The sequence below is a fragment of the Nostoc sp. genome (assembly GCF_036917395.1).
Lineage (GTDB): Bacteria > Cyanobacteriota > Cyanobacteriia > Cyanobacteriales > Nostocaceae > Nostoc.
Map to the genome: position 1 here is coordinate 132776 of NZ_JBALDI010000005.1, position 21687 is coordinate 154462.

At 40.3% G+C, this 21687-nt stretch carries 18 protein-coding genes and 2 pseudogenes; 7 read left to right on the plus strand and 13 right to left on the minus strand.

The annotated features are described in order from the left end of the window. Positions 1-44: 44 nt before the first annotated feature. Positions 45-1904 carry a hybrid histidine kinase/response regulator HrmK gene (hrmK, locus tag V7K46_RS04760; protein ID WP_335111481.1) on the minus strand — a complete coding sequence of 620 codons (1860 nt, stop codon included), beginning with the start codon at positions 1902-1904 and terminating at the stop codon, positions 45-47. A gap of 215 nt (positions 1905-2119) precedes the next feature. Between hrmK and V7K46_RS04765 the strand changes: the two genes are divergently transcribed. Further along, complete coding sequence (locus V7K46_RS04765) at positions 2120-2986, plus strand: branched-chain amino acid ABC transporter permease (RefSeq protein ID WP_335111482.1); 867 nt, start codon at positions 2120-2122, stop codon at positions 2984-2986. A 21-nt stretch (positions 2987-3007) separates the two neighbouring features. Here V7K46_RS04765 and V7K46_RS04770 read toward each other — a convergent pair whose 3' ends face one another. Both V7K46_RS04770 and lipA read right to left on the minus strand, forming a co-directional pair. After that, the gene (locus V7K46_RS04770; protein WP_104907558.1) at positions 3008-3145 is read right to left on the minus strand and encodes a photosystem I protein PsaX; all 138 of its coding nucleotides are present in this window, start codon (positions 3143-3145) and stop codon (positions 3008-3010) included. A 199-nt stretch (positions 3146-3344) separates the two neighbouring features. After that, positions 3345-4265, minus strand: coding sequence for a lipoyl synthase (gene lipA / locus V7K46_RS04775; RefSeq protein ID WP_335111483.1), 921 nt, complete (start codon positions 4263-4265; stop codon positions 3345-3347). 358 nt (positions 4266-4623) lie between these two features. Between lipA and V7K46_RS04780 the strand changes: the two genes are divergently transcribed. The 4 genes from V7K46_RS04780 (at position 4624) to V7K46_RS04795 (ending at position 8372) form a co-directional block, all read left to right on the plus strand. After that, on the plus strand, positions 4624-5325 hold the full coding sequence (locus V7K46_RS04780; protein ID WP_335111561.1) for a response regulator: 702 nt from the start codon (positions 4624-4626) through the stop codon (positions 5323-5325). 1311 nt (positions 5326-6636) lie between these two features. Then, positions 6637-7932: a hybrid sensor histidine kinase/response regulator gene (locus V7K46_RS04785; protein WP_335111484.1), complete on the plus strand. Its 1296-nt coding sequence runs from the start codon at positions 6637-6639 to the stop codon at positions 7930-7932. 42 nt (positions 7933-7974) lie between these two features. After that, positions 7975-8127, plus strand: coding sequence for a hypothetical protein (locus V7K46_RS04790; protein ID WP_335111485.1), 153 nt, complete (start codon positions 7975-7977; stop codon positions 8125-8127). Positions 8128-8147: 20 nt separating this feature from the next. Continuing rightward, complete coding sequence (locus tag V7K46_RS04795; protein WP_335111486.1) at positions 8148-8372, plus strand: ATP-binding protein; 225 nt, start codon at positions 8148-8150, stop codon at positions 8370-8372. 535 nt (positions 8373-8907) lie between these two features. Here V7K46_RS04795 and V7K46_RS04800 read toward each other — a convergent pair. Both V7K46_RS04800 and V7K46_RS04805 read right to left on the minus strand, forming a co-directional pair. Continuing rightward, complete coding sequence (locus V7K46_RS04800; RefSeq protein WP_335111487.1) at positions 8908-10341, minus strand: oligosaccharide flippase family protein; 1434 nt, start codon at positions 10339-10341, stop codon at positions 8908-8910. A 53-nt stretch (positions 10342-10394) separates the two neighbouring features. After that, positions 10395-10706: a hypothetical protein gene (locus V7K46_RS04805; protein ID WP_335111488.1), complete on the minus strand. Its 312-nt coding sequence runs from the start codon at positions 10704-10706 to the stop codon at positions 10395-10397. Between the two features lie 1264 nt (positions 10707-11970). On the opposite strand from V7K46_RS04805, the pseudogene V7K46_RS04810 reads away from it, so the two are divergent. Then, a pseudogene (locus V7K46_RS04810) lies at positions 11971-12117 on the plus strand (transposase); the annotation flags it as partial. Positions 12118-12432: 315 nt separating this feature from the next. Here the strand turns inward: V7K46_RS04810 and V7K46_RS04815 are convergent. Next, positions 12433-13142 (minus strand): annotated as a pseudogene (locus V7K46_RS04815) (IS1 family transposase). Positions 13143-13214: 72 nt separating this feature from the next. Between V7K46_RS04815 and V7K46_RS04820 the strand changes: the two are divergent. After that, positions 13215-14159: a glycosyltransferase family 2 protein gene (locus V7K46_RS04820; RefSeq protein WP_334959439.1), complete on the plus strand. Its 945-nt coding sequence runs from the start codon at positions 13215-13217 to the stop codon at positions 14157-14159. Positions 14160-14304: 145 nt separating this feature from the next. On the opposite strand, the gene V7K46_RS04825 is transcribed toward V7K46_RS04820, so the two are convergent. The 7 genes from V7K46_RS04825 to V7K46_RS04855 form a co-directional block, all read right to left on the minus strand. Beyond that, on the minus strand, positions 14305-15909 hold the full coding sequence (locus tag V7K46_RS04825; protein WP_334873926.1) for an NAD(P)H-quinone oxidoreductase subunit N: 1605 nt from the start codon (positions 15907-15909) through the stop codon (positions 14305-14307). Positions 15910-16238: 329 nt separating this feature from the next. Beyond that, on the minus strand, positions 16239-16511 hold the full coding sequence (locus V7K46_RS04830) for a hypothetical protein (protein WP_335111489.1): 273 nt from the start codon (positions 16509-16511) through the stop codon (positions 16239-16241). 79 nt (positions 16512-16590) lie between these two features. Beyond that, a complete protein-coding gene (locus tag V7K46_RS04835) occupies positions 16591-17652 on the minus strand; it encodes a WD40 repeat domain-containing protein (protein ID WP_335111490.1) in 1062 nt (353 codons plus the stop codon). Between the two features lie 71 nt (positions 17653-17723). Then, on the minus strand, positions 17724-18695 hold the full coding sequence (locus tag V7K46_RS04840; RefSeq protein WP_335111491.1) for a CobW family GTP-binding protein: 972 nt from the start codon (positions 18693-18695) through the stop codon (positions 17724-17726). Between the two features lie 449 nt (positions 18696-19144). Further along, entirely contained in the window at positions 19145-20056 is a 912-nt protein-coding gene (locus V7K46_RS04845) for an alpha/beta fold hydrolase (RefSeq protein WP_335111492.1), read from the minus strand. Positions 20057-20227: 171 nt separating this feature from the next. Then, positions 20228-20668 carry a SufE family protein gene (locus V7K46_RS04850; RefSeq protein ID WP_335111493.1) on the minus strand — a complete coding sequence of 147 codons (441 nt, stop codon included), beginning with the start codon at positions 20666-20668 and terminating at the stop codon, positions 20228-20230. A 469-nt stretch (positions 20669-21137) separates the two neighbouring features. After that, positions 21138-21650: an RNA recognition motif domain-containing protein gene (locus tag V7K46_RS04855; protein WP_335027918.1), complete on the minus strand. Its 513-nt coding sequence runs from the start codon at positions 21648-21650 to the stop codon at positions 21138-21140. Positions 21651-21687: the final 37 nt, after the last annotated feature.

Here is a 21687-nt window from a genome sequence, read left to right on the forward strand (position 1 = left end):
CACAGATAATTATCGGACTTACGCATCATACATATGTACTATCTCTACTCTATCTCCCCATCAACCTCGGTTGATGTTTTGCTGTACTTGGCTACCAGACTGGCTAAAAGTGGTAAATCAATCGGTTTAGAAATATAGTCATTTACTCCAGCTGCTAGACAAGTTTCGCGATCGCCTTTCATCGCCATTGCTGTTTGAACAATTATCGGAATTGTCCGATATTGCTGATTTTCTCGCAGTTGCTGTACCAAGTTAAGACCATTTGCATCTGCCAGATAAACATCCATTAAAATCACTGCTGGGTCTAACTGTGTTAGAGCTTCCCACATCTGGGCAGCATTCTTAACCCAAGTCACCTGATATCCCAATTGATGTAGATAAATTTGCATCAAATCAGCGTTGGGTAAGTCATTTTCTACCAGCAAAATGTCTACAGAGGAACTAGGGGTGAAAAACAAAGGAGATGAGGAGTATTTTGCTCCCCCTGCTCCCCCTGCTCCCTCATCTCCTTCATCTCCTCCCATTCCCGCCTCTTGCTTAAGGGGAAGTATGAGGGTAAAACGGGAGCCGCGATCTACTTCAGATTCCACTTTTACGGAACCACCATGAATTTCGGCGAGTTTGCGAGTCACTGCTAAACCCAAACCTGTACCTTCAACACCACCAGCGACAGCCTTGGCAATTTGGAAATAGGGTTCAAACAGTTGAGCCTGGTCTTGTTGGGAAATGCCAGTGCCAGTATCCCAAATTGTAAAATGCACAAATACACCTTTGGGAGCAACTTGTAAGCCAACACTTCCTTTACTAGTAAACTTTAGGGCGTTAAAGAGTAAATTCAACAGCATTTGCTTGAGTCGTAAGGAGTCGGCTACTAAGGTTGTAATATCAGGTTCAAGTTCTAGGCACAGTCTCAAACCTTTATTAGCGGCTTTCTCTTTCACCATTGCCAAAACATTGATACACAGCAGTGGTACATCTACTGTTTCCCACTGCACTTCCATCTGATTTGCTTCAATTTTAGACAGATCCAAAATATCATTAATCAGAGCTAGCAAGTGCTTGCCGCTAGACTGAATGATATTTAAGTACTCTTGCTGACGTTCTCTGGTTGGTTGATACCCTTGGGCTAAAAGCAGGTGGGTAAACCCAATAATAGAACCAAGCGGTGTGCGAATTTCGTGGCTGGTGTTTGCCAGAAACTGATTTTTGAGTTGATTGGTGCGCTCCAATTCTTGATTAGAGTTACTGAACTGTTGATACCGTTGCTGCCAAGATAAAATGTGTCTAAGTTGTACCAAGGCTGTAGTACAATGCTTGGCAGACCTTGCCATCAATTGTGATCTGAGTTTCGCTTGTAATTCTATGAGCGACTCACGATCAGAGCTTAGGGGCGCTGCGGCGATAATTAGCCAGCCTATGAGGTTGTCAGAATCATCAGCTAACCGCCAAGCGCTCGGTGGTTGTTGATTCTCAAGCTGCTGCAAATCTTCGAGTTCTATAACCTCTTGCAACCTCAACGGCAGCTTTTTCTCTGCTGTTAGCACTTCTAGAAATGGAGGTTGTGAGTTTGGGGATGGAGAACAAGAAACATAGCAAACTTTGGCAACAGTTTCTTGTTCTTGAAACAGAGCAATGCCTACGGCACAATGCGTGAAAGCCACATTACTGCTGTCCAAAGCAATGTTAATCTCTTGAACCACAGTTTGAAAAATTTCTGCTTCTGCGGCTCCTGTCGGTCGGACAGTGTTACAAGCAGAAAGTAGGCAATCATTAAGGCAACTTTGCAACTGGTTCAAGCTGCTCTCCAGCCACAACTTGGCGCAAAGTTGCTGAATTATTGTCAAAGGTTTTGGCCTTGCATCTATCTGTGAGTTCTGGTCTGGTAAGCTTGAATACTGCTGCATGGTCAACTAGACCGCTGAACAAGTTTAGCTTCGCATAAAAATCCGAATAGGATTCTCTGTATATTAGCGGACAATTCTTTTTTATTTATAAACCATAACTTATGTTGTTATCAACCATAACTTATGATGTCGAACGATGTCGAATTTAGCAGCTAGACCAAGAAAATTATTATATGAATCACTGACCTAAAATTTTTTAAAGCAACTTAAAACTTATGGATACACAATTCGCCCAACTAATCATTAATGGGATTGCGGTAGGGAGCATTATTGCTCTAGCCGCAGTTGGACTCACTCTTACCTATGGAATTTTACGGCTATCTAACTTTGCTCATGGTGACTTTCTAACTTTGGGAGCCTATCTAACCTGGCTGATCAACACTATTGGAGTTAATATTTGGCTATCGATGATCCTGGCGGCGACGGGAACTGTAGCAGCAATGCTGTTATCGGAAAAGTTACTCTGGTCAAAGATGCGCTCTATCCGTGCTACTTCCACTACGCTGATTATTATTTCTATCGGGCTTGCCTTATTTCTTCGCAATGGGATTATTTTTATTTGGGGTGGCAAGAACCAAAATTATGATTTACCTGTTACCCCAGCTTTAGATATTTTGGGTTTAAAGATACCGCAAAATCAATTATTGGTATTGGGGTTGGCGGTGCTAGCAATTTTGGCGCTGCATTACCTGCTGCAAAATACCAAAATTGGTAAGGCGATGCGAGCAGTTGCTGACGATCTGGACTTAGCCAGGGTTTCAGGTATTAATGTTGACCGAGTAATTTTCTGGACTTGGCTAATTGCCGGCACTCTTACGTCATTAGGTGGCAGTATGTATGGGTTAATTACAGCCGTGCGCCCGAATATGGGATGGTTTTTAATTTTACCTTTATTTGCCTCAGTGATTCTTGGTGGCATTGGCAACCCTTACGGTGCGATCGCAGCAGCTTTTATCATTGGTATCGTCCAAGAAGTCAGCACCCCTTGGCTGGGTTCACAGTACAAACAAGGTGTAGCATTGTTGATCATGATTTTGGTGCTGCTCATTCGTCCCAAAGGTTTATTCAAAGGAACGATTTGAGCAGCACCACTCCACTTCTAACTATTGAATAATGTGGAAGTAGTAGGCTGCTACCAAGAAATTGATAGCTAACAATAACAGTGCCCAGCCTGTGCGAAAGGCGTAGGGAGGTTTAGCTCCACTGTCGGCAACTGGGGAATTCTTAGCTTTAGCAGTCATAATGCGGTTCTCCTAATGTCAGGACTTTTTAAGAAATACCAAACTGGTGTACCAAATATCCAAATTCTTTAAGAATATTTGTAGTGAAGTTGGGAATTGAGCATGGGAATAGGCACAGGGGCAGTTCTTGCTGGGGGCAAGGGGGAGAATTCAAATTACCTGTTTTCCCTCTGCTCCCTGCTCCCCGCCTCTTCTTTCCCTACTCCCCACTCCCTACTCCCTCCTCTCCAGCATGATAGGAACTGCGAACCAGAGGTCCAGAACGAACGTGGTTGAATCCCATTTCCCATGCTAATCTGCCGAGTTGATCGAATTCCTCTGGAGTCCAATATTTTTGGACTGGCAGATGTTCAAGAGTTGGACGCATATACTGCCCAATAGTCAAGCGATCGCACCCCACAGCCCTTAGATCAGCCATTGCTTCGACGACTTCATCGGTAGTTTCTCCGTGTCCCAGCATCAAACCTGATTTGGTGGGAATTGTTGGATCAATTTCTTTGACCACAGCCAGTACTAAAAGCGAGCGATCATACTTGGCTCCCCGGCGCACTGGCCCAGTTAACCGTCGCACTGTCTCGATATTGTGATTGAAACAAGCTGGTTTAGCTTTTACGATCATGGCTATCCGCTGGCGTTGACCTGAATCCCCAACACCAGCACCACCCCAAAAATCTGGGGTCAGCACTTCAATTTGAGTCTCTGGGTTCAACTGGCGGATAGTCGCGATCGTCTTCACAAAGTGGACTGCGCCCTGATCGGGCAAGTCATCACGGGCTACAGAAGTCAGCACCACATAGCGCAATCCCAAAAGCTGCACCGCCTGTGCTACCTTTTGGGGTTCCTCTAAATCAACAGGCATTGGTGCATGACCTTTATCTACTTGACAGAAAGCACAAGAGCGTGTGCATGTAGGCCCCATTAGTAAGAAAGTTGCAGTTTTTTGGGCATAGCACTCTCCCCGGTTGGGACAGCGTCCTTCTTCACAAATCGTGTGAATTTGGCGCTGCTTAATAATGCGTTGTACGGTAGAGATTTCACTGGCTTTGCCAATAGGGCGACGTAACCAGCTAGGCATTGCCGTAATTTCAGACTTTAGTTTGGCTTGTTGTGACGAAATCATAGACATCCAAGCAAGATGCGGATATAGAGTAGTGGTATGTCAATTAACAAATGATAGATAAGAATAGACGCAGGAAGCGCCAGACGCGGGAACGCTCTTAATGAAGTCACCATGTCTTTGTGTCCTCATGTCCTCATGTCCCTTATGCCCTAGATCAAAGCTAAAGCTTTAAATATCACCATGACACAAATTGAAAAGAGCGCAAGCAAAAGTTTTGCAAAACACCTCTAGCAATGTCATTTATACCGAAATATACTATCCCCCAATTCATAGAAATTTTGTATATAGTGGGAGAATTCTCAAGGACAATCAGCAAAACCGCTATTTACACTTAAAGTTTCTGTTAGAGCAAACAGTCGTGGCAAGCAACAAGATTTTAGTTATCGATGACACTACAGTTGTCAGGGTAAAAGTACGAGAAATGTTGCCTCCGGGCAATTTTGAGGTACTGGAAGCAAAAGACGGTGTGGAAGGACTAAATTTCATCCTTCAGGAAAAACTCAGCCTGATTATGCTAGATTTCCTGTTGCCTAAAATGAGTGGCTGGGAGGTTTTCCAGCAAGTTCAAGCCCACCCGGAGTTAAGAAAAATTCCTTTGGTGATCATGTCTGGTCGCAAGGAAGAGGTGACCGAGAAAATCACAGAACCTTTTGAATATTTTGAATTTCTGGGCAAGCCTTTTGATCAGAAGCAACTAATTAGTGCGATTAAGTTAGCTATGACCAAGGCGAAACAGCCACGCCCCGAATTAGTCCCAGTAGCAGCAGGAATTGCTGTAAAAAATGGCACAAATACAACTTCTGGTGTCACCAATGGTACGGTAGCAGCCCCTAGCGTCGTAAATACTGCGATGCCTACGGCGGCAAGCAACGCAACTCCTACTGCTGCAAATACTGCGATGCCTACGGCGGCAAGCAACGCAACTCCTAGCGCTGGAGGAGTCTCTGACACAGAAATTAATGCATTGAACGAGAAAATTGTCAAAATGCAAGCAGAAATTGATGGTTTGAAGAAACAGCTAACTCAGGTTGTGACTTTTATTAAACAAAAAATCAAGTAGCATTTGTGCTCGTTATTATTATCACAGCCAAAATACCCCGTCTCTAATAACGGGTGTCCCATTAAAAGCGGGTAAAAATGGTTAGTTCAAAAACACTTATCTTGACAAATCATGGTTGACAACAAAATTCAAAAACAGGGAAAAATAACTAGTACACTGTGGCGGAAGTTTGACTACCTTTAACAAGGGATTTTACCCCATGTTAAGCTCCAAGTATTGTTAATTGAGATAGTAGGTGGATTTACGCCATGTTGTACTAGCAATTATCTGCGCCTCTATAAATTTTGAATTTTGAATTTCCCGTTTATGCAGCGTCTTCGCAGGAGAAGAGGTTGACAGTTAAGCAAAGCAGTTCTAAACTCATTAAACCTGCCACAGTTTGCTCTTAGACTAAAGAGAACGGCAGGCTTTTTTGTTGTTTAGTCTCTTGCATCCAAAATCTGCATCAAAACTTAATAGCTAGTCCACAGATCGAAAGCAGCAAGAGCCAATATTTGCCAGATAAATTTGGTAGTAATAATTCATTGACCAAGAGGTTAAAGTGAAGTACCCATTCCAGAGTGTGCTTTTTAAAAATATCAACATGGTTATTGATCTGGGGTGAATATGGGCATTATAAACTCGGTAAGAAGTAATTTCTTCATCAAAAATGTATTAGTTCAAAGCAACAAACATGAATTACAGGAGGACAAAGAGGATATATTTATTAAAGGTTGATAAAAGACATTTTTTAAAACTTTACTCTAACCACATGTTTTTTCAGTAGATAAATATGATTTACATCTCTATCATTGATATGTAAATATATGAATATTTCAAAGCTTACCTACTTATTGTTCAACTTTTTTAGAAAAACTAACCTAAATTATCCGGAATTCTAATTTTTTTTGAAAAATAGTTATGGTTGTATAAACTCATAATAAATACTCTTTATTAACTGAAAAATTTAACTTATGGCATCAACAATATTATTCTGGATTAACACTACTTTTATAAAAAGACAAGGGTAATAATCACTAATATCAGAGCGAACGCCTTCATGAAAGAGGATCTTCAACTTTAGTGAAAGCGCAGATTGCTGGTTAATTTCCACCCTGTAGCGATCGCCTCCGTGGTTGCATAGGGCAATTTAGTGTGAAAATGTTGCTGTTATCAGAGTTTTTGGGAACTATAGGATTGTCAGACTATAAATTTATCAATCAGTCTGCCAATAAAATAGAGGTGACTTAGCTGCGATCGCAGGGTGAATAGTGAACAAGTAACAAGTAGTTAAATTAATTTAAATACATGAATTATAAGAGAGTTATAAAAATGCCAAATGTACCAGAAGATAGTTTAATTTTAGTGGTAGATGATACTACTACTAATTTAAAAATGGTCTTTGAGATATTGACTAATGTAGGCTTTGAAGTGGCTACAGAGATGGATGGCACAAGAGCACTTCAACAGGCTGAATCTATCCTACCTGATTTGATTTTATTAGATGTAATGATGCCGGGAATAGATGGATTTGAAACCTGTAAAAAGTTGAAACAAAATTCAGCAACTTGTGATATACCAGTAATTTTTATGACAGCCAATTCTGATACAGATAGTAAGGTAACGGGTCTAAGTATCGGGGCAGTTGATTACATTACAAAACCCTTTCATGAAGAAGAGTTATTAGCTAGAATTAAAACCCATCTTCAATTACGAAATCTCACAAAAACTTTAGAAAAACGAGTTGTAGAAAGGACAGCAGCGTTGTCTAGGGCATTAAAAGACCTACAAGAGTCTCAACTTCAGCTTGTACAGACAGAAAAAATGTCTGCCCTTGGTCAATTAGTAGCAGGAGTTGCTCATGAAATTAATAATCCAGTTGGTTTCATTCATGGCAATCTCAGATACGCTTCAGTATATTTCCAAGACATGATTAACCTCATTGATCTCTATCAGCTGCACTATCCAAATCCGGTTCCAGAAATTCAAGAGGAAATTGCAGCGATAGATTTGAAGTATATGCTTTCTGATCTACCTAATTTAATTTCCTCAATGAAAGAGGGTGTTCAGCGTATTCGCAACATTAGTACTAGTCTGAGAACCTTTTCTCGAGCAGATAGCGATCGCAAAGTTTCTTGCAACATTCATGATGGCATAGACAGCACAATCATGATCCTCAAATACCGCTTAAAAGCATCTAAGGATCGACCCGATATTCAAGTAATTAGAGATTACGATAATTTGCCAGAATTAGAATGCTTTCTCGGACAACTAAATCAGGTATTTATGAATTTGTTAGCTAATGCTATTGATGCTTTAGAGGAGTCTAATGTAGGACGCACCTATATTGAAATTGAAGCAAATCCCAACCAAGTTTTGATTCAGACTACCCTCAATGAAAACAAAAATCATATTTTGATTCGCATTAAAGATAATGGCATGGGAATGTCTTCTGATGTCCAGCAAAAAATCTTTGACCATTTATTCACCACCAAGCCTGTGGGTGAAGGTACAGGATTAGGATTATCAATTGCCCGTCAAATTGTTGTCGAAAAACATGGAGGAACTCTAGAGGTAAATTCAGCAATAGGACAAGGTTCAGAGTTTATTATCAAGCTTCCCATTTAAGAATCATAGCAAATCACGTTCATCAATATAATAGGTAAATTTATGTTCAAAGCAGTAGTAAGTCACAGTAACGATCCAGATTCTCTATCAGCAGTTGAAGAAGTTCTTCAGCAATGTACCAATTCTCTTGCAGGAGATATACCAAAAGCTGGGATTATTTTTGCTGCAATTGACTTTAAACTCATACTGCCCTAATTAAGGATACAAATCACGCATTGATTCGGATTCAAGATAATGGTGTAGGAATATCGGGTGATGTTCGGCAAAAAATTTTTAACCATTTATTCACAACCAAACCTGTGGGAAAAGGAACAGGATTAGGATTATCAATTGCCTATCAAATAATTCTTCAAAAACATCAGGTAACTCTAAAAGTAAATTCTGTGCTAGGTAGGACAAGGTTCAGAATTTGTAATCACCATTCCAATTTTTTAGACTAGTAGGTCTACTAAACTATTTCAAATGATTTTAGAAAAAATTAATGTTCAATGTGGTAAGCTAATCGCCATTCATTTTTGCAGAATGATTCGCTTGTTGTAAGCGGCTTCAGCCTTTATTTTATACAACTTAAATGCTCATTAGCTTATGATGTCATAGTGACCGAATAGTTCGTAATTCGTAATTAATTACGGTTTCAGAGTTGCTAAGTTTATTTAAGGAAAACAGGGATTTTTTATCCTTATTGTGAGCAGCGGATTTATCCGTCAGGGTAAACGCACGTGATTTATGAAATGCTTACTGGATAAAAATCTTGATTAAAAAATAGTCTTTGATGCTCAAGATTGGAACTCTTGCAGAAAAATGATTTTTATACTTTAGATGCGTTTGCCCTAGATGGTTTGGTTAGTTTCATTTACCGTTGCTAATTTTTTGGTTGCTCCTTTTTCTGGTTGAAGATATTCAATATTCATTAGTTTAGTTATTTTAAGATTTGGCAAAATTGCTATTTTCTAAGTAGGATCAAGCATTGAAACTTCATCCCTTTTTTAGCTTTTTTACCAACTTTTCCCAGATAATATGAATTCCACCTAAAACATGAATACTCATCAAAATAACAAATAAAATATAAAAGGAAGTCGCAATAATCAGAGTTAATAAAAAGTCTAAATTAATATTCTTTAAAATTAAAAATATAACTAGCATCAAAGTGCCGATTATAACTGGACGGCGAATTATTCGCCAAAAATTTAATGGAAATAAGAGAGTATAAGTAAAGTAAACATACTGGCTAAAGCCAAGAACAGTCATTACCAATGTCATTATAGCTGCACCTAGTAAATGATATTGCGGAACTAATGCCACACCTACCAAGCTTGCTAATATAGTTGTAATAAACACTTCACGCAGGTTCACTATCTCAAAATGATTGGCTATAAGTAGATTGCACAGTGTGCGTATAAAGGGCAAGAAAAGCAGTGATACAGCAGTTATACTCAGAGCTAAACTTCCTTGAGCAAAACTAGGGGTATAGATAAAAACCAGTAAATCTTTGCCAAAAAATAACAATCCAAGGAATAAGGGTAATCCCATAGTTAGTATAATTTCAATAAAGCTTTCAGCGATCTGCTGCTGCTTTTCCTGTCCTTTATCTGCTGCTTTTGAGAGTGTCGGGAACATTCCTACACTGATACTGTTGGCAATAATCAAAAAGGGTTGTAGCACTTGTCCTATTCCACCAAAAAGACCAACTAAAACTTCATTTCCTAACAATGAAAGAATCAATATTTGCATTCTACTACTGACTACAGCCATTGCTTCAATAGCAACAAATGTCCGTACATTTTTAATTGTATCCCATACAAAAATTCTATCAATTTGCCATTGGATTTTGACTGACTGTGTGATAAAAATCCATTCAATTACCAGAATTAGTGTTTCTGAAAAAAATAGAATTGCCCCCACAGATTCAATTCCATATTTCAGTTGCATCGCCCAAATCATTATGATTACGCGTCCAATGTATACTGGCACTGTAGCGATGGCAATCAGATGCATCTTTTCTTGAGCTTGAAAAATTGCCTCAGTGATATTGGAAAGTGCAAAAGGAATGATCGTGAAGCCCATGATGTAGCAAATAGTCGAGGTTTTAGAACTATAGGGAAGTAAAAACACTACAATCACCAAAGCCCCATAACTGAAAAAACTAAATATTAATTGCAACCAGCTACCACTTATTAAACAAACAGATGTTTTTTCTGGTTCACGGGCTATTTCTCTGGTAAACAATACTTTTAGCCCTTGTGAAGCAATGCCCATAAACATATAGTAAAAGCTATACGCTAGTAGATACTGCCCTAAAGCCTCAACTCCTAGAGTCTTAGCAATAGCAGCGGTTAATACAAAGGCTGTAATACTTTGTGCTAACCGATTGACCATCATTGAGAGGGAATTACTTATAGCAGTAAACATTTGGATCAGATACGAACGTGTGTACTATGAAGTTAATTTGCTGGAATTAAGAGTTATATATAATACTCGCTTACTGACTCTAAATATTCAGTAAGGTACTGTTGCTCCCAGAATAGAATAGCTATCGAAGCAATAACACCTCGCAATGCGATTATACTTATATAGCGGTGTGCAGTTGAGTGAGATACAAAAACTTTGCTGAAATGATTTGACAGCAAGGATTTTGGTGTTCTCATCCAATCGACAACCGCTATAAGACTCACATTTTTACCTCGTTGTTGAGGACGTGTCCCATAAGCTGTTTGTGCTGATAATGCCCGTCCAAATTGACGAGTCATTCCTAAATTGACTCCAGCTTCATCCACAAATACCAAATCCTCTACTCATAAGGTGGTTATTTGTTTGCCGTACTCTCTTGTAAGTTTTGAACTCGCTCTGTCTGCCTTTGAGTGGCATGGAATATTTTTTTTCGGGTTAATCCCAAACATTTCAGTAACACGACTGATAGTGGATCTACTCACCTCAACCATGGGTCTGTTTTCTCGAATACTATTTCTCCCAAAACTATACAAGCATAAAAGTATTCTGTTTTTTAGAGCATCCTAAAGTATAAAAACTTCTGTTAGAGCTAATTGATTAAGTTAATTCAAGGTTTGCTGACGTTAATATCTGTCTAATGAATTAGCATTCGCCGTTCCAGATACAATATAATGCTTTTCTTTTTTTATAAAGCTAGCAATCTGCTCATGATCTTAAGGTTCACAAATAATGAATACAGAAGAACGAACTATTTTTTCCGGCTTGTGCAGATATTCAAGAGTAATATTTACAGCATATATTATACCGACATAAATAATAACTTAGCATCCCAGATAAAATATTAATTTGGGACATGTAATATCAACAACTGGTTTATACAATAAACAAGCAATAAGTATTAATCCATGAGCAAAAGTTAATGATTTGATAATATTGAAATAGTCATAGCGTTTTTGACCTTCTCGATAAATACCTTGGACAGGTAGTGATCCTATTTGAATCCCAACTGTAGCATGTTTAGCTAGACTAAATTCAGTCTTGCTTATAAGTTCTTTGTTTATTTACGCATAATTACTGATTAACAAAACTTGCAAATATATAATAGGAACAAATGCATCAAAAGTTAAATTATCGTTACAAAAATTTACACATAGTGTTTCCCGATCCACTGAGGTACAGATAGAGAATAGCTCAATCGTATTTCCTTCAGTAGAAATAAAAGCATACTCACTTGACCTACGCCAGAAAATTGTTGAGACATACGCTGAAGGGAAGATTTCTCAAAGGCTGCTAGCCAAGCAATTTTGAGTTGCGTTAAGTTTTATTGAAAAATTACTCAAACACGACAGATGGGAAGTATCGTAACTAGCGCTCTCTTATGTCTCTACCAAGAGAAAAAAGATGCTCACCTAGAATCTTGTTCAAAGCCTTGTTTTATCAAACCAAAAAAAATCTTTGCTCGTAACCAAGCATAGAAAAACAAGGCTTATAATATTCTCTAACGAGAGTAATAAAACAACGCTAGGGCGTGTCATCAATTACGTAAACTGAAATCAGAACTGCTAAAGAAGAATAGACAACAAAAAAACGATGACGCGCCGATACGCACTACGAGATGACCAGTGGGAGAGAATCAAAGACCTGCCACCTGGGCGAGAGGGCGATGTGGGAGTTACCGCTAAAGACAATCGATTGTTTATCGAAGCAGTTTTATATCGTTACCGAGCAGGTATCCCCTGCGTGACTTGCTCTTTCCCGATTCGGGGATTTTCGGGTGTGAATCGCCCGTTTCAGTCAATTAATATTTAATTTCTCAAGATGTCAGTGAATGTCTGACAATGTGCTAAGTTTATTTTATAAGTAAAAAAGACGACCGTATAAGAGGATATTTTAAAAGTCCTCTTGTCGGTATCAAAAGTTCTAGTTCTCTCTAAATCCACCTTAAAAAGGTGGATTATTAGGGAATTTAAAAGTGCCTAAAGTTACAGCAAAACACTTTTCAAACAACTTCTAACAATCCGAATCCTGAAGTGATTCGGATTGTTAGAAGTACTAAACAAGTAATGATGTATTGTAGTAATGAATGAAATACCAAATGGCACCAATGTGATTCTCTAACGACGTAAGAATTGGACAGGGTTTTTCGGACTAATCGGCACACACATTGTCTCAATGTTGTATTGTTAAATCGCTCAATGTAGCTCGTTTTAGCCGTCTTTTTTCCCACTGTTCGATGCCGCTTGCTCTGTAACACTGCCGCATACACAAAACAAAGATCGATGTAAGATCGCACACTGGCGATAGACCGTATTGTAAGGTATTCCATAACTGACGGGCAGAGGCTTGGTCCCGCGCCAATATAAATACCAACAATTTCGCGCGTGTCTGCATCGAGCGTTAACTAAACCCATTGCTTGTTACTCAAATTGTCCACAAATGACCGCAATTCATCGCATTGAATCGTTAAACTCCCCTTTTTTTGAATGCCACTTGTACGCTTCGGGGCATTAACGCATATTTCTCATTCACGTAGTTTTCAGCCCTGGCTCAGAAACCTGCGTGGCACGAGCAATTCCTGCAAGTGAGATGCGTGAGAGCAGCAGTTGGTCAATCAATTCTCGTGTCCCGAAATCAATCACTTTCTTTGGCGAATGCTCAACGAATTGCCGTCTGCATTCATGACACTTGAATCGTTGTTTCCCGTTGTGGATGCGACCATTTTTAACCGTTTTACAAGAAGCACAGTTTGGGCAGACAGGCATGGGTAAAGAGTAATAGCAATCACCTTTACTCTATCTATCATTACATCTTAATCACTACCCAAAAAATTAGCAATGGTAAATGAAACTAACCAAATAATAGTCAGCGTCGTGATTCCTACACGCAATAGACCACAAATTGTTGCAAAGAGTGTCATGACTGCATTAACTCAAACGCTGGAATCAATTGAAGTGATTGTGATCATAGACGGTCCCGATCAGGAAACAGTCAATGGACTATCTCAGATAGCTGATCCAAGATTGAGAGTAATAGAACTACCAAAAAATGTTGGTCCATCAGGGGCTAGAAATACTGGAGTGAGAGAGGCTAAAGGCACTTGGATAGCCTTTTTAGATGACGATGATGAATGGCTTCCAGAAAAATTGGAGCGTCAACTTGAAGTAGCAAATAATTCCCATTATGATTTTCCAGTTGTCGCCAGTCGTTTCATTTCCCATACTCACAAAGGTAAGTTTATTTGTCCGAGAAGGCTACCTAACCTCTCTGAACATTTAAGTGAATATCTTTTTGCGCGTAACTCTTTTTTTAAAGGAGAGGGCTGCATACAAACCTCAACTCTTTTCGTGAAAAAAGAGTTAATGCAAAAAATGCCTCTAGAAGAAAAATTTTACAGACATGAGGATTGGGAGTGGTTGCTTCGGGTTAGTGCTATCGAAGGTGTAGGAATAGAGTTTGTGCCTGAGCCTATGTCAATCTGGCATTCAGAAATGGGAATCAAGCGCTTAAGCAACATCAAGGACTGGCAATATTCCTTGGATTGGATTCGTTACAACCGCAATTTAGTAACACCAAAAGCTTATTCAGGCTTCATTGCAACAATTATCGCTCCTTCTGCATCCTTTGTAGGTGATTGGAAAGCCTTCTTTCCTTTATTAGGGGAAGCTATACGATGGGGCAAGCTCCGACCGATTGACATATACTTGTACTTAACTATGTGGCTATTCCCTCAGCAGTTACGGCAGCAAGTTCGCTCTATTTTAGCCAAGAAGACAACTTAGGTGTTTTTCTGCTCCAGGAATATGCACTAACGAAAATTGGTCGTTTCAAGCTTTTCTCAATATTAAGTTAAAAGATATAACGCCTGTCTGCTAATTAGCAAACAGGCGTGTCCTGTAGCACAAAGTTCTATTGAGTGAGACTCAATTAAATCTTAGTAGTAGAATCAACTGAGGGTTGAGACTGACTAACCGAATCTAACTTTGGTAAAAGCAGTAGATTTTGTGCTTTCAGATTACTGTTGATTGTTGCTTGCAAAATTGGGGTATGGGAGATGGAATTATTAGCCAATGTAAACAGTGGATTTGACAAAATTCCTGCTATGGAAGTAGCAATTAATGTTACTACCAACCCAACTTGCAAAGGTCTTAGCCCAGGCAAGTCCCAACGCACTTGTGGATAATTCTTCACCGCGTCGGACATTTCATGGGGTTCTTTGACTACCATCATCTTGACTACGCGAATGTAGTAGTAGATGGAGACGACGCTGGTAACTAAGCCCAGCAAGACTAACCAATAAAGTCCTGCTTGCCAACCAGCCCAGAATAAGTAAATCTTGCCGAAAAACCCAGCCAATGGTGGAATACCACCCAAGGAAAGCAGGGCAATACTCAACCCCAATGTTAGGAGTGGGTCTTTTTGGTATAAACCAGAATATTCGGCAATCTGGTCAGTTCCTGTCCGTAGTGAGAACAGAATGATGCAGGTAAAGCCGCACAGATTCATGAACAGGTAAACCAGTAGGTAAAATATCATACTGGCATACCCTGCCTGTGTACTAGCAATCAAGCCAATCATCACAAACCCAGCTTGGGCAATGGATGAATAAGCTAGCATCCGTTTCATGCTGGTTTGAGCTAGGGCGACTACGTTACCCAAGATCATGCTGAGGACGGCTAGAGCGGTGAAGACAAATCTCCACTCGTCAGCAACAAGGGGAAAGGCTGTTGTCAGTAAGCGGATGGCTAGGGCAAACCCAGCTGCTTTGGAACCGACAGATAAAAAGGCGATTACTGGGGTGGGAGCGCCTTCGTAAACGTCTGGTGTCCACTGGTGGAAGGGTGCAGCGGAGATTTTGAAGCCAATACCTGCGATCGCAAAAACCAGGGCAATCACTAAAGCTAAAGATTGACCGGCTTTAGCTGTGGCAATACCATTAGCGATCGCACTCAGTTCCGTTTGTCCTCCAGATAGTCCATACAGCAGTGATACGCCATACAAAAATATTGCCGTACTGGAAGCTCCAATTAACAAGTATTTCAGCGCAGCTTCATTGGAGCGAGGGTCACGCTTGGTATAACCTGTCAATAAATAAGAGGAGATACTCAGGGTTTCTAGGGAGATGAAAATCATCACCAACTCACTAGCCCCAGATAAAAACATCCCTCCTAGAGTAGCGCTCAACAAAATAGCGATGAATTCTGCTAAAGCAGCGCCACTCTGTTCAATGTAGCTGATTGACATCAGTATAGTGGTAGCGGCAGACAAAGCAATGATGCCGCGAAAGACGATACTGAGGTCATCACCAATGAAAGCACCAGTAAAGGAGATGGGATTTGGCGCATCCCATTGGAAGTATAGGGCGATGATCGAAGTCAGTAAACCTGCGATCGCTAGATATCCAATCCAGCGTGCGGATGTACGCCCCAAAATCAAATCAACAATCAAAACCCCCAAGAGGGTGAGAATAACAATCCCCTCTGGTAAAATCGTTCCAGCATTTAACTGGGATGCAATATTAGCAAAATCCATGAGATGTATAGGTTTTGGCGATTAGACATTAAGGCTAACTCTGTTCACTCTAGCAAGTTTTCTAATTCCGGGACTAGCTCTTTTAACAAGAGCTTAACAGCTTGGGTGCAGATGGCGAACGCACCAATTTCACTGGCTTACCAGCAGGTTTCTCAGTATCTAGGAATTTACCTAACAGTTTTCTTACCTCGTTTTTTAGGCGTGACCTTCAGTGAATATCATAAATAATTATGCCGCAACGAGTGGAATCAGTATGTGCAAAAAGCTCATAAAATTAATAAGGGCACAGCAATGCTGTGCCCCTACAATATTCATAACTCCTAACTTTATTAAAAATCGACGGATGGCAGTTTGCCTTGTAGTGACTGAAATTTAGACTGAACACAGTTGGCACAATTGCAACCAAGTTGATCAATAATCGGATTAGATATTTGAGTCAGCTTTGGTGTTGCCAGATCAGGAATTTGTTGTGTAGATGCTACCGTAATAATTTGTGTAGCATATGCAGATTTCAGGCTGGATGCGTGTGCTGGATTGACTACCAGCAGCATAAATGCCAGAAGGGCAGGACAGGCAAGTAAAATCAGTTTGACTATTTTCATAATTCTCACAAAGATATTGCTGATACAGGATAGCTAATAAATTGCCGGGGTTCAACTTCAACAAGTAGTGAGTATGTGCTTAACTACGGCCAAATCCTTGACCCCGCAAAACCTTTGACCAAACAACTAATTCGCCCTTCTCACCACCTGCGGCTAGTAACTTGCCTTGGGGATGCCAAGCTAGGCTAGAAAAGCCTCCTGAGACACCTGTGATAATTTGGGATACTTCCTTGGCTTGGTTCCACAAACACAACCAGCCGTCAGCAGCAGCAGAAGCGAGAAGGAAGCTTTTGGGTGCAAAGGCGATCGCATTGATCACATCTACATGATTAGTTAAGACTCGCGCTTCCCAACCTAAGGAATCATCCTCTTGCTTTTCCCACACCACAATACCTTCAACGCTAGAAGATGCCAGTATCGGCGCACCCACTTTGGTTGTAGCTTCTGACCATGCCAATTGGCGAATTTTACCAGGGAAGCCACGCATTACCCAAGGGTCAGGGTTGTTCCATTCCAAAACGGTGACACTACGATCCATGTTCCCAGAAGCCAGGAATTTGCCATCGGGCGACCAAGCCATCGCTAGACTGACAGTAGTCGTATCCAGGCTGTATGGTTCTTCATCCCAGTTTTGACTATGCCAAATCTTAACTCCCTTATAACCACTAATGGCTAAATATTGTCCGTCAATGCGCCAATCTATACCCAATACTGAAGAGTTGTCGAAATTCAGCGTCACGACAATTTCATGAGTATCTGCATCCCAGACTTGGACGTAACGCCCTAAACTAAAAGCCAGTTGGTTACTAGTGTAATTCCAAGCTAGCTTGTCAACCCATGCGGGGGCATTTTCTAAAGTGGCGATTAATTCAGTATTCTGCCAAATTTTTACTTGTCCATTCTGTCCACCAATAGCTAAAAATTTTCCATCTGGCGAAAAGGCAATACAGTCTACTGATTTACCGTTACCAGTTTGTAAGGTTGTGAGTTTGCCATCATTCCACAGAACTACTTCCCCGGCAGCGGAAGTTGCTGCTAAAGTTTTACCTTGTGGCGACCAAGCGATCGCAGTTACATAATCTGAAAGTGTCCCCGAATAATGTTGTTCAAATTCCTTAGATTTGCTGGTTGTGGTGTTCATATTTTCTACAGAAGTTAGAAGTTAGAAGTTAGGAGTTTTGAATTTTTAACTGATAACTCCTAACTCGCTTTTTATACCAGACAGGCGAGAAAATCTTGTTTGAGTTGGACTGCATCAAGATTGCGACCGATGAAGACCAGTTCGTTTTTGGGAGTTTCACTTGGTTTCCAGGGGCGATCGGGTTTGCCATCAAATATCATATGCACTCCTTGAAACACAAATCGATTATCTTCTCCAGCAATATTTAAAATGCCTTTCATCCGAAAGATATCTGGGCCTTGGGTACGCAGTAACTCGGAAATCCAAGCGTTTAATTTTTCTCCATCGACTGCGCCTGCTTCTACTAAAGCCACAGAAAAGACAGTTTCATCGTGTACGTGGGCATCTTCGCCTAAGAAATCTGGATCAATTTCTAATGCCCGATCTAAATCAAAGGCTTTTACACCTAATAAAGCATCCATTCCTAGTTCAGAATTTTGGGTACGGTAGATTTTTGCGATCGCATTCATCGCCCGAATCCGTTTTTCTAATTCATCCAACTCTTCTGGCGCTACTAAATCAGTTTTATTAAGTAAAATTACATCGGCAAAGGCAATCTGTTCTTGTGCTTCGTCTGCATCCCAATGCTGCAAAATATGCTTGGCATCTACGACTGTCACCACCGCATCTAGAGACAGTTGGCTTTGCAAATCTTCATCAACAAAAAATGTCTGAATCACTGGTGCTGGATCGGCTAATCCAGTCGTTTCAATTACTAAATGGTCAAATTTATCACGCCGCTTCATCAAGTTGCCAATGATCCGAATTAAATCACCGCGCACTGTACAACAGATACAGCCATTGTTCATTTCAAAAATTTCTTCATCTGCATCGATAATCAATTGATTATCAATACCCACTTCCCCAAATTCATTGACAATCACAGCAACTTTTTTGCCGTGTTCGTAAGTAAGGATGTGATTGAGTAGAGTCGTTTTACCTGCTCCCAAATAGCCTGTAAGAACAGTAACGGGAACTGAATTGTTGATTACGTCAGCCACCATACTCTAAATTCCCCTTGTCTCACCTTATGGATAATCATTATCGCCTATGATAAATCTTTTTATATTTTTGTGCGAACTTGCTGTTATTTTGGGCTTCAGCAAAATAATTACATAATTTAATCGAGAAGCACTTTATTTTTGTGCATCTATAATAAGTAATAAATATTCATAAGTTAGCATAGCTTGGTAGGAATATTGCATCCAAGCGGACTCATTATGCGGTCAATACGGTTGGGTTAAAGTTGGCACTCTTTGTCAAAGTCATTTTTTTAACGAACCGCAGAGGCGCAGAGAGCGCAGAGAGAAAAAATGCGAGAACTGCATTTGCTTCTTTCTCTGTGTCCTCTGCGCCTCTGCGGTTTAAAAGAATTTATTGACCAATATTTTTACCCATCTTGAAAGGGCTAGTTCTATAATCTTAGTCTTGCACCTTGGTGCAAGACTAAGATTTAATTTTCTGGGGAGAATAAAAAATATTGAACTGCTTCTAAAACAACTGCTGGGTATTCTTCATGTAGTCCCAGAGAACCAGGAATGACAACGCTTCTTACTTTTGGTAAGGCTACCAAAGCATTCATTTCTTCTCGTGATTTCGGGGGACTGGATTCCCCAATTACTACCATGAGCGGTACGGTTAAAGACTGCACAAGTTCCAAAAAATCAGATTGTTCGTGTACAGCATCGAGATTACCAGTTACAAAGGCGGCAGATGCAAATCGCGCTCCTGGTTGTTGAGTCGTGTGCCACTTTTTCTCAATAAAACTGGGTGTAATTTTAGCCGCGTCAGTAAAGACATGACGACGGTACATAAAACTTAAGAAAGATTGGGTAGTGTTGAGTTTGTAGAGAGCTTGACCAAGTATAGGCGATCGCACCAATTCTCTCACCATGCCAGCTATCTGTTGACTTGCTCCCATTGTCGGCAAAGGCCCACGCCAAGTAGGAGCTAACAACACAATCCGTGAGAAAGCAGCCTGCTTCACAGCTAATTGTAAAACGTAACTAGCAGCATGACCAGCCGCTACCACAGTAATTGGGGTATTAAAAATAGCTTTGACAAAATCTTCCAGAAATTGCTGATATATTTCCGGTCGGTAATTCAAACTAGGGCGAGAAGATTGTCCAAATCCAGGCCAGTCTATGGCTACAACTTGAAAATGGGGAGCTAGTAACCTGGCGAGTTCGCCCATTTCCAAACGCGTCGAAACAGTGCTGAAAGCTGGTAGTAGCAATAGCGGTGAACCTTTACCGAGGGTTTCATAAACAACGCGCAATTGCTGATTTTCCCAATTCCAGAGATATTCTTGAACTACTCCACCAAAGCCAATAGCAGCAGAGGTAGATAATAAATTTGTTGACATTTGACTAAATTTATTATTCAGAGTTAGGAGTAGAGACGCGATTAATCGCGTCTGTACAATAGTTAGGAGTAGAGACGCGATTAATCGCGTCTGTATAAGAGTTAGGAATTCAAAACTCATCACTCTTAACTTATAACTCTTCACTTTTGAGATTTATTTGCACTTATCTGTTTAGCTAGGCAAATCTAACTTACATTCCAATGCTTTTTTTTGCATGGTTTTAAAAATGTTGTAAAACCCATTAGCACGGGAAGGTGTCAGACTAACGTTTAAACCTGTTGCTTGAATAAAATCTGGAGTAAGTTGGACAATCTCAGTTGGCGTTAGTCCATCCAATCCTTCAACCAGAAGTCCTACTAATCCTTTGGTTAACTGGGAATCGGAATCGCCCTGAAACACAACTTTCCCATCATTCAAGGCTGCTGTGATATAAACTTGAGACACGCAACCAGGAACTTTATTTTCGGGTAATTTTTCAGCTTCTGGAAACTCATTGAGCTTCTGAGCATACCAGATTAGCTGTTCATAGCGTCGCTTCGGTTCGGAAGCGCGTTGAAAGCGCTGGACAATTTTAGCGAGCGCAGGTGGCAAAGAATCTAGAGTTGAGGACATAACAGAAGCTGCAAATGATCGGTATCACTTTGAGTGTAAATTATCTTTAGAGCAATCGCGCCGACCGTTCACTTGGCAGTATGAAGCTAGCCATTACTGACTATAACTTGTCAAATCCAGATAATTACTGCGTAGGCGCAGCCCGCCGTAGGCATCGCATTCACTTCGGTCAGGTTTTTGAATGCGCCTAATCACAAAAACTTAATTTTTTTATAAGCAGTTTTGACAATAACTCTATAGAAGTTACTGTTCTATCAGTATAGACTTATTGCTATTACGTAAGTATGGGAAATAAGTGAAATTTATGTGTCGTTTGATTTGACTATGCGATGCCTACGGCGGTAAACTACATACTTACAAAATTAGCTGCAAGTAGCTTTTAACTAAGCAGCTAGGTAATAATCGATAATTAAAAATTAAAAATCAAAAAAATTCTGATTTTTAATTTTTAATTTCTCTCCCTTAGGGATTAATTTGTAGTTTGTGCAGCTAGCATCTGCTTCAGCTTTTCTAATTCTGAAGCCCAACGAGGATCTGGACGAATAGCGTCTGAATCTGTAGTTGTGGTGGTACTTTCACGAGAAGCTCCGCCACCGCCGCCACGACGAGGCTTCTTAGAACCTTTCTCACGACGGCTACCTTCTCTACCTTCTCTATTAACGCTAGGAATGGGGGTACTCGTAGTAGCAATAGCTGCTTTAGGAGCTTGCTCCTCGCTCTCCTCACCCTTTGTCCGAGGTAATGCCTTCTCTAGCTTAATGGGAGTGTCTTTGAACATCTGACCATTGTACTTTTCAATGATTTCGTCAGCTTGTTCGTCGTTGTTGACGGTAAGAAAACCGAAACCACGGCATTTGCCAGTTTTGCGGTCTTTAATTAATTTAGTAGTTACAGCATCACCTTCTGCTGCAAAAACTGCTTGCAGATCTTGACGATCTATTTCTTCTTTAGGCAAATTACCTATATATAGGCGAACGGGCATGAACTATACCTCCAGAGTTAAATGAACATGGCAAGGG

Bases quoted from the DNA above. Each gene is read 5' to 3' on its own strand.
- hrmK (WP_335111481.1), bottom strand. From the start codon at position 1,904: ATGCAGCAGTATTCAAGCTTACCAGACCAGAACTCACAGATAGATGCA.
- V7K46_RS04765 (WP_335111482.1), top strand. From the start codon at position 2,120: ATGGATACACAATTCGCCCAACTAATCATTAATGGGATTGCGGTAGGG.
- V7K46_RS04770 (WP_104907558.1), bottom strand. From the start codon at position 3,145: ATGACTGCTAAAGCTAAGAATTCCCCAGTTGCCGACAGTGGAGCTAAA.
- lipA (WP_335111483.1), bottom strand. From the start codon at position 4,265: ATGATTTCGTCACAACAAGCCAAACTAAAGTCTGAAATTACGGCAATG.
- V7K46_RS04785 (WP_335111484.1), top strand. From the start codon at position 6,637: ATGCCAAATGTACCAGAAGATAGTTTAATTTTAGTGGTAGATGATACT.
- V7K46_RS04790 (WP_335111485.1), top strand. From the start codon at position 7,975: ATGTTCAAAGCAGTAGTAAGTCACAGTAACGATCCAGATTCTCTATCA.
- V7K46_RS04800 (WP_335111487.1), bottom strand. From the start codon at position 10,341: ATGTTTACTGCTATAAGTAATTCCCTCTCAATGATGGTCAATCGGTTA.
- V7K46_RS04820 (WP_334959439.1), top strand. From the start codon at position 13,215: ATGGTAAATGAAACTAACCAAATAATAGTCAGCGTCGTGATTCCTACA.
- V7K46_RS04825 (WP_334873926.1), bottom strand. From the start codon at position 15,909: ATGGATTTTGCTAATATTGCATCCCAGTTAAATGCTGGAACGATTTTA.
- V7K46_RS04830 (WP_335111489.1), bottom strand. From the start codon at position 16,511: ATGAAAATAGTCAAACTGATTTTACTTGCCTGTCCTGCCCTTCTGGCA.
- V7K46_RS04835 (WP_335111490.1), bottom strand. From the start codon at position 17,652: ATGAACACCACAACCAGCAAATCTAAGGAATTTGAACAACATTATTCG.
- V7K46_RS04840 (WP_335111491.1), bottom strand. From the start codon at position 18,695: ATGGTGGCTGACGTAATCAACAATTCAGTTCCCGTTACTGTTCTTACA.
- V7K46_RS04845 (WP_335111492.1), bottom strand. From the start codon at position 20,056: ATGTCAACAAATTTATTATCTACCTCTGCTGCTATTGGCTTTGGTGGA.
- V7K46_RS04850 (WP_335111493.1), bottom strand. From the start codon at position 20,668: ATGTCCTCAACTCTAGATTCTTTGCCACCTGCGCTCGCTAAAATTGTC.
- V7K46_RS04855 (WP_335027918.1), bottom strand. From the start codon at position 21,650: ATGCCCGTTCGCCTATATATAGGTAATTTGCCTAAAGAAGAAATAGAT.